The organism is Mycobacterium sp. E3298, assembly GCF_001666895.1.
Lineage (GTDB): Bacteria > Actinomycetota > Actinomycetes > Mycobacteriales > Mycobacteriaceae > Mycobacterium.
Genome location: NZ_LZJB01000570.1, coordinates 1 through 8,067, shown reverse-complemented (window position 1 = coordinate 8,067; position 8,067 = coordinate 1). Strand labels below are relative to the sequence as shown.

Below are 8,067 nucleotides of genomic sequence, written 5' to 3'. Positions count from 1 at the left end.
TAATTGTTTGCTGCGTGCCACCGAGGGTGTTGACGACCTGGTCGTGCAGGTGGAAGTTCTGAATGGCGCCACCGGCGACGAGCACGATCGCTCCGACAATCGAAATCGGCAGCAGGATGCGAAGCACCGTGCGCACCAGGTCGACCCAGAAGTTGCCCAGCTCGCCGGTGCGCCTGCGGGCGAATCCGCGCACCAGCGCGATCGCGACCGCCATCCCGACGGCGGCGGAAACGAAGTTCTGCACCGCCAGCCCGGCCATCTGCACCAGGTGACCCTGCGTGGACTCGCCGGAATAGGCCTGCCAGTTGGTGTTGGTGACGAAGCTGACCGCAGTGTTCCACGCCAGCCCCGGAGTCATCTGCGTGGCCGGGTCGTGCAGGTGCAGCGGCAGCTTGCCCTGCACGAGCTGGAACACGAACAGGAAGAGAATGCTGATCGACGAGAACGCCAAGACGCTGCGCGCGTAGGCGCCCCACGTCTGCTCCGAGCGGGCGTCGACACCGATCAGCCGGTAGATGATCCGCTCGACATACGAGTCCTTGTCCGAGGTATACACCCGGTACATGTAGTCGCCGAGGGGCACGTGCACCAGCACCAAGGCCACGACGAGGACGAGCAGGAAGATGACGCCCGCAGTTGTTGTGCTCACTAGAACCTCTCCGGGAACAGCAAGGCGCACGCGAGAAACAGTGCCAGAAGGACGGAAAGCGCCAAGCCGACGATGTTTTCGTAACTCACAGCCGCTCGACCAGCTTCTGAACCGTGCCGAGGATGGCGAACACCGCCACCGTGAGCACGATGTACACCAACACGCCCATCTTGTCTCCGTTCGGGCCGATCACGTGCATACGAAAGGGCCTCATCGAGCTAGCCGCAGCGCTTTCTCGGAGGCAAGGTCAGCTTGAAGTTAGTTGGGGCGGGTCCGATAGGGCCATTGGTTGACACTTTTCTTACGGTGGCCCAGGGCTCCCTTACGGTTTTTTTACGCACGTTCGTTCGAACCTGCCAGCAACTCCCGCCCGGCGACGTCCGGACCGACGGCGGCACGTTTTTTCATCTCAGCATCGGAGTAGGTGTCCCCAATCACGATGACGGACAGGAGTTTTGAGGACCTCCACGGCGGCCGGCCTCGTCAATCGCAAGCTCTGGCATTGGCCGGTGCTTTTGCCGATCCTGCGCACCGGGTCGATTAAGGTTCCGTAAACATTGGCGCCCCGGACGTATGGATGCCGTTGTCATCCCGGCACGTGCCGTGCTTTCGGCGTAGACCGAAATTCATGCGTGATCGCCAACACCGAACCGTCGAACGCGGCGTTACCGAACCACCACAGGGGAGAGCAGCCGCGCCGCCGTGGTTCTCGCGCCTGCTCGACGGTGACCACCTTTGGGGATCGTATGGGGCGGCGGTCAGCCAGTACGGGGTTCGCCGCTACAACCTCATCGTCTATCCGCCCGGAACCAGTACCACCGACCGGCGGCTGGCGAGGCTGTGGCGTGCATGGCCGCTAACCGCTGCCGCGTTGATGCTGTTGTGCGTCATGGTGTTGGGCAATGCAATGGACTCACCCGATACCGTGCTGACAGTCGCCGCGGTCGCCTACCTGAGTATCAGCATGCTCCTCTTTTTCCGGGCCGGGCCTCCCCGTGTTCGAGCTAGGTCGATGTCGATCATCCTCATGCCCAACACCGTCGACGTGCAGGAGCTGCGCAGGTACGCCCAATGGCGGACGTTGGTCGACATGCTGATCAAGGCCGACCGCATGCTGACGACTCATGCGATCTCACCGGTCGAGCATGAGGCCGTCTGGTGGGATGCCTACGACCGTGTGGCAGAGATCGAGCATGTCTGATGCGCTGACACAAAACCTCAGGCGTCCAGGTATCCGGTGTCCGTCCAATCATTGGGCGCAGAACCTGCTGCTCTTGCCAGCGACGATATTGGCCACTGACGGCCGATGTGCAATCCAAGCTGGATGTAGACGAATCACTGGCCGAGGCCAGCGGTGGTTGGATCACCGCGTTGACCCTCGGAAAGATGCAGCGCTGGTTCATAACCCGGGTGCTCGCGAACGAGAAGCTCAGCGCTTACCTCGTCGATTCTGCGTTGCGTTGAAAACGACAGAGCCGATGTGATGTCCAAGCGAACCGACGAGAAGCGCGCTTGTCGGAGGAAAAGCCAATCATCGCAAAAGATCGGCCTCGGGCAAGCACACGTGAATGCCGGGTTTCAGCGGCTGCCGGGTTTTTCGGTCATCGGGATCCGGACGCGGAAAACCGTTCTGCCCTCGGTGGATTCGGCGGTTACGGAGCCGCCATGCGCCTTGACTATCGAACTGACGATGGCCAGGCCCAGCCCGGTGCCCGTTCCGTTGAGCCTCGAGTTGTCCGCCCGGGCGAACCGTTCGAACAAGCGGGGGAGAAGCTCCGGGTCGATGCCCGGTCCGTCGTCGGCCACGGTCAGCTCCGCACATGGCGCCTCGGCACCATCGCGGCGGCAGGCGATCGCGGTCGTGACGGTGACCCCGGGCGGGTTGTGCACCCGGGCATTGTTGAGCAGGTTGCTGACCAGCTGATGCAACCGCGCATGATCCCCACGGACCCACACCGGTTCCGCCGGTAGGTCCTTCACCCAGTGGTGCATCGGCGCCGCGACCGCCGCGTCGTTGACGGCGTTGCCGACGAGCTCGGCGAGGTCGACGTCCTCGCTCTGCAGGTCTTGCCCTTCGCCCAGGCGCGACAGCAGCAGCAGCTCGTCGACCAGCAGCGTCATGCGCCGCGCTTCCGACTCGATGCGGGCCAGCGCATATTCGGTGGTCGGGGGCAACTCCGAACTGTCCTGGCGGGTGAGTTCGGCGTACCCCTGAATCGCGGCGAGGGGGGTCCGCAGTTCGTGGCTGGCGTCAGTGATGAACTGCCGCGTTCGCAGATCGGATTCGGCGCGCTGCGCCAGCGCACTGTCGACGTTGTCGAGCAACCGGTTCAACGTGTGGCCGACGATGCCGACCTCGTTCTGCTGGTTGGTGTCACGCGGCCGCACCCGGACACTGATTCGGTGGTCGTCGTCGGCGAGCGGCATGGCGGCGACTTCCGCAGCGGTGGCCGCCAACCGGCGCAATGGGCGCAGGGTGTAGCCGACGACCCAAACGGTGAGCCCGGCGGTGACCGTCAACGCCGCCGCGATCAGCAGGGTGGTGGTGAGTTGTTTGCGGGCGATGATCTGGTCGGCGAGGTTCAGCGAGACGCCGGCGATCAGCACGTCCGATCCATCGACGTGGCTCTTGAGCCGGTAATACCCGAGGCTGCCCAGGTTTTCGGTCCGGGGCGGGCCGTTTGCCCACGATTGCGCCTCGACGGCGCGCACCACGTCGGCGGGTGCGGGCCGCGCTTCGGCTTCGGAGAACACCGCCGACCCGATCACGGCGCCTTCATGCAGCACCACGATCAGGTTTCCCGGCGTCTGATCGGTGAACTGCAGCATCGCCTCCGGCAGTGGCTTGGCACCGACGGCCGGATCATGTTCGCCCCGAACGTATTTGTGATACGAATGGCCCAACGCGTCCAACGACTCGGCGACGTCGGCGTCGCTCATCGCGGTGACGTAGCCCCGCAGGCTCAGCACGGAGACGATGCCGACCGTCATCAGCACCACGCTGACCACGGCGAGGACCCCCAACAAGAGCTGGCGGCGTAACGAATGGGGCAGCCACCGCGGAAGATCGCCGGACAGGGCGTCCCGGGCCCGGCTCATTCCGGGGGCCGCAACATGTATCCCACACCGCGCACGGTGTGAATCATCGGTTCCCGGCCGGAATCGATCTTTTTCCTCAGATAGGAGATGTAGAGATCCACGATGCTGGTGCGCCCGGCGAAGTCGTAGTTCCACACGCGGTCGAGGATCTCGGTGCGGCTCAGCGCGCGGCGGGGATTGCGCATCAGGAAGCGCAGCAGTTCGAACTCGGTTGAGGACAGCGATATCTGCGTGCCGCCCCGGCTCACCTCCCGGCTGGCGGTGTCCAGGCGGAGGTCGCCGACATTGAGGGTTTCGGCCGCGGGCGGCGTCTGCTGACCGGAACGGCGCAGCAACCCGCGCAGCCGCGCCACGAGCTCTTCTAGGCTGAACGGCTTGGTCATGTAGTCGTCGGCGCCCGCGGTCAGACCGGTGACCCGGTCCATCACCGAATCCCGCGCGGTCAGGAAGAGCGTCGGGGTGTAGGTGTCCGATTGGCGGACGCGTTCCAGGATCCGCAGCCCGTCGACATCCGGCAGCATGATGTCGAGCACCAGCACGTCGGGACTGACCTTGTCGAACTTGGCCATGGCCTCGCGTCCGTTGTGGGCGATGTCGACCACCCAGCCCTCGTAGTGCAGCGCCATCTTCACCAGGTTGGTCAGCGCCGGCTCGTCATCGACCAACAGGACCCTGATCGGCGAACCGTCGGCACGGTAAATCCTGGGCAGCTGCCCGAGGATGGCCTGGCGGGGGCGCTGGCCACCCGCATAGTCCGACATTGCGGTCATGTTCCTACATTCTGGCAAGACGCACACCCAACTGTCACGGAGTTCATAGAGTTCTCAAATGTGCGCGGGCGGCGAAGCAACTCGACGGGTGATCCCAGTTATCCAAAAGCGTTGCTTCGCATGGTCGTTGAATGTCGCAGTGCGGCGGTCCGGTTTCGCACAGCACCCCGGCGCATCAGAGTTGCCCGGGGCAGCCAAAAGGGCCCGCACACCGTGGCGTGCGGGCCCTTCGAGTGAAGAGGCGGTGTCAGGCCCAGCTGGACCCGACGGCGCTGTCGGTGCTGGCCATGTTGTTGCCGGCGCTCTGCACCTTCTGCCCGTGGGCGTTGGCCTGCTCGTAGATCACCTGGAAGTTGCGACCCAACTGGGTGATGAACTCCTGGCAGGCCACCGAACCGGCGCCACCCCAGAAGTCACCGGCAGCGAGCACATCGCGAACGATGGCCTGGTGCTCAGCCTCCAGGGACGCGGCCTGGGCGCGGATCAAGGCACCGTGGGCGTCGACATCGCCGAACTGGTAGTTAATGGTCATTGCTTAGCTCCTTAGAAGTGTTGGACAGCAGTGGTTTTCGGCTGCTAGCTGCTCAGGATCTGCTGCGAGGCCTGCTCTTGCTGCTCGTAGTTGTTGGCGTCGCGGATGAGCCCGTCGCGCACTCCGTGGAGCATGTTGACGATGTTGCGGAAGGCCTGGTTGACCTGGCCCATGGTGTCGTACGAGGTCGCCTGCGCCTGACCGCTCCAGCCCGAGCCGGCGATGTTCATCGAGGACGCCCACATCTTGCGGGCCTCGTCCTCGACCGTCTGGGCGTGGACCTCGAAGCGGCCCGCCATCGCACGCATTTCGTGCGGGTCAGTCATAAAACGTGTTGCCATGTTTCTTTCTCCTTGTCTTTCAAGCCTTCAAACTCGAAGTCTTAACAGTTGCAATTGATGCGGTGGTGGCCGCGTTATGGACAGATTACGACCTACCGGTTAACTGATCGCCTCAAACGGGTGACATGTACCCCCTTATTTCCCGTACCGGTATTCCGACATCAGACGACAACCTGCTTGGGCATGACGATCGGCTTGAAGCCGTATCGCGGCCCGGCGCCGTAGGCACCGGCGCCCTTGGCAGCCCCCGCCATGCCGGGCATGCCGGGCATCGCGGCGACCGGCTCCGCCTCGGCCGCGGCCGTCCAGCCCGAGCCCTCGAGCGGGGCGGTGGAGGAGGCCAACGACGTCGCCGGGGCGGCGGCGTTCCAGCCGGCCGGCACCGACAGGCCGCCGACCGCGGAGGCCTCGCCGAGGGCGGCCGACGCTCCCGCGCCCGACACCGAGCCCACCATCGTGCCCGGCACCAGGCCGCCGGCGAGCGGCGTGACGGAGTCGGTGAGGGCGAACGGGATCGACGGCACCGTTCCGAGGGTGTGCCCCAGCGACACGGCCGTCGGGATGGTGTTGCAGACCCACCATGCCGCGGTGTTCACGGCGCCGTTGATGCCGTTGAGCACGGACGGCGTGCCGAGGAAGTTGTCAATCGAGCCCAGGATGCCGTCAGTCGTGAATGGCAGGCTGGGCGCGGCCAGGGCCGCGTTGGAAACGGGAGCCAGCGCCTGGATCGTGCCGCCGGTCGAGTCGGCGGCGAGCGCGGTGCTGTCCGCGGCCGCGGCGGCCGCGGGGTTGGTGGTCGACGCCAGCGGCGTCACCGGCGTCAGCACCCCCGCCGCCGCCGACGCCGCCTGGTAGGCGGCCATCATGGCGGCGTCCTGAGCCCACATCGCGGCGTACTGCGCCTCGGTCGCGGCGATCGCGGCCGAGTTGACGCCAAGGAAGTTGGTCGCCACGAGCGTGGCCAGGAGCGTCCGGTTGGCGGCGATCACCGGCGGCGGAACCGTCGCCGCGAACGCGGCCTCGTACGCGGCCGCAGAGGCCGTGGCCTGTGCGCTGGCCTGCTCGAGCGTCGTGGCCGTCTCGGTCAGGTACGTGATGATCGGCTGGGCCGCGGCCGCCGCCGCCGCCGATCCGCCACCGGTCCAGTTTTCGGTGGTCAGCAACGAGACGATTGACTCCCACTGGGTCGCGGTCGCGCTGACCTCGGCGGCCAGGTTGGCGTATGAGGCCGCGGCGGCCATCAGCGGCCCGGCGCCGGCGCCGGCGTACATGAGCGAAGAGGTGATCTCCGGGGGAATTGCTGCAAAGTCAAGAACCATTTGGGTTTCCCGCTCCTTTGTCTTTAGAAATTCGAGGTTTCGAGGGCAATGACGAGGGACTAGACGGTCGCCGGTTTCGGCATGACGATCGGTTTGACGCCGTAGCGCGGAGCGCCGAAGCCGGCGCTGTTGCGTGCCGCGGCGCCCATGCCCGGCATGCCCGGGATGATCGTGCCGGCGCCCGCCTGCGGGGCGGCGGCGGTCCAGCCCACCGTCTGCAGCGGTGCGGCGCTGGTGCCGACCACCGGGGTGGCGGGAGCGGCCCAGCTCGGCGGCACCGACAGTTTGCTGACCATCGTGGCAGAGCCCATCGAGGCCATCGGCGCCGCGCCGATGCCGGCCATGCCGCCGCCCGCCATCGGCGCCGTCGTGTCGGCGAGGCCCGCGGCACCGGCCGCCGAACCGGCGGCGTCGGCGGCGGAGGTGTCGAGCAGGCCGCCACCGGCCAGACCCAGGAGGTCCGAACCGGCCGAGGCCCAGTTGCCGAAGCCGATGTTGCCGATGTTGGCGCCGTTGCTCGACAGCCCGAAGATCCCGCCGAGCATGTTCGGGTTGGTGCCGTTGCCGGTGCTACCGAGCAGGTATGCCAGCCAGTCCAGCGGGGTGTTCGACGGCGTGGCGGCCGCGGCGGCGGCCGGCGACGCGGCGCTCGACAGCGCGGCCTGGCTCGCGTTGATGGCCTCGGTGTCGCCGTAGCTGCCGGAGCTGATGCCCAGGGTCTGCGCGTAATTCTCCAGCAACGCCTGCGCCTCGGTGGCGATTGCCTGGTACTGGGTGCCGTACGCCGAGAAGATCGCCGCCTGCTGGGCCGACACCGGGTCGGCGGCGGCGGGAGCGATGACCGTGGTCGCCGCTGCGGCGCCGGCGTTCTGCGCCGCCAGGTTGGTGTTGATCCCCGACAGCAGCTGCTCTGCAGCGAGCATCTCTTCGGTCTGTGTTGTCAGAAATGCCATCGATTGCTCCTAATGTTGGAACGAGCCGACCCCCATGCGGTGGATCGACCTGTGTGTTCGCGTAACGGCCCCTGTGCGTTGGCGTAACACTAACGACCCACGACTCCACGGTCCCGGCCGAAAGCGTCAGCGTGACAGCCGTTTACGGCTTTTTAACGATGAGGTCGGCAGTTTTAACACGGTCCTGCCGGATGACATAGACGTGTCATCTGTCATCTGCCGGAAAGCCGTGGTTAATGCGCGCGGGCGCGGATCTTAACCGAAGGCCGCCCCCAGCGCATGCCGGACATTTCGCCTATTCGACAGGGGTGCGATGTCCCGGTTTCGGCGCCCGCGCGCTAGATTCGCCGCCGGGCCCCCATAGCCCAATTGGCAGAGGCAGCGGACTTAAAATCCGCCCAGTG

The 8,067-nt window shown here is 65.9% G+C and carries 10 protein-coding genes; 2 read left to right on the top strand and 8 right to left on the bottom strand.

Annotated features, from left to right (window positions below):
* Both A9X05_RS26040 and A9X05_RS32560 read right to left on the bottom strand, forming a co-directional pair.
* The coding region (locus A9X05_RS26040) for a potassium-transporting ATPase subunit KdpA (RefSeq protein WP_197499203.1) at positions 1-649 on the bottom strand (649 nt) is incomplete at its 3' end.
* An 85-nt stretch (positions 650-734) separates the two neighbouring features.
* Entirely contained in the window at positions 735-863 is a 129-nt protein-coding gene (locus tag A9X05_RS32560) for a hypothetical protein (RefSeq protein ID WP_255369311.1), read from the bottom strand.
* Positions 864-1,277: 414 nt separating this feature from the next.
* Here A9X05_RS32560 and A9X05_RS31395 point away from each other — a divergent pair, with 414 nt between their 5' ends.
* Both A9X05_RS31395 and A9X05_RS31390 read left to right on the top strand, forming a co-directional pair.
* Entirely contained in the window at positions 1,278-1,850 is a 573-nt protein-coding gene (locus A9X05_RS31395) for a DUF6611 family protein (protein WP_156669918.1), read from the top strand.
* 107 nt (positions 1,851-1,957) lie between these two features.
* Positions 1,958-2,113 (top strand): hypothetical protein, encoded by a 156-nt coding sequence (locus A9X05_RS31390; protein WP_156669919.1) that lies wholly within the window; start codon positions 1,958-1,960, stop codon positions 2,111-2,113.
* A 114-nt stretch (positions 2,114-2,227) separates the two neighbouring features.
* On the opposite strand, the gene A9X05_RS26025 is transcribed toward A9X05_RS31390, so the two are convergent.
* From A9X05_RS26025 to A9X05_RS26000, 6 genes are all read right to left on the bottom strand, one after another.
* The gene (locus A9X05_RS26025) at positions 2,228-3,748 is read right to left on the bottom strand and encodes a cell wall metabolism sensor histidine kinase WalK (RefSeq protein ID WP_067785027.1); all 1,521 of its coding nucleotides are present in this window, start codon (positions 3,746-3,748) and stop codon (positions 2,228-2,230) included.
* Positions 3,745-4,518 (bottom strand): response regulator transcription factor, encoded by a 774-nt coding sequence (locus A9X05_RS26020; RefSeq protein ID WP_067785024.1) that lies wholly within the window; start codon positions 4,516-4,518, stop codon positions 3,745-3,747. Before A9X05_RS26020 ends, A9X05_RS26025 begins: the two co-directional genes overlap by 4 nt.
* A gap of 247 nt (positions 4,519-4,765) precedes the next feature.
* The gene (locus A9X05_RS26015) at positions 4,766-5,050 is read right to left on the bottom strand and encodes a WXG100 family type VII secretion target (RefSeq protein ID WP_046184805.1); all 285 of its coding nucleotides are present in this window, start codon (positions 5,048-5,050) and stop codon (positions 4,766-4,768) included.
* Between the two features lie 44 nt (positions 5,051-5,094).
* The gene (locus A9X05_RS26010; protein WP_007168951.1) at positions 5,095-5,391 is read right to left on the bottom strand and encodes a WXG100 family type VII secretion target; all 297 of its coding nucleotides are present in this window, start codon (positions 5,389-5,391) and stop codon (positions 5,095-5,097) included.
* A 161-nt stretch (positions 5,392-5,552) separates the two neighbouring features.
* Positions 5,553-6,710, bottom strand: a complete 1,158-nt coding sequence (locus A9X05_RS26005) for a PPE family protein (RefSeq protein ID WP_067785021.1) — start codon at positions 6,708-6,710, stop codon at positions 5,553-5,555.
* Between the two features lie 59 nt (positions 6,711-6,769).
* A complete protein-coding gene (locus A9X05_RS26000) occupies positions 6,770-7,663 on the bottom strand; it encodes a PE domain-containing protein (protein WP_067785018.1) in 894 nt (297 codons plus the stop codon).
* Positions 7,664-8,067: the final 404 nt, after the last annotated feature.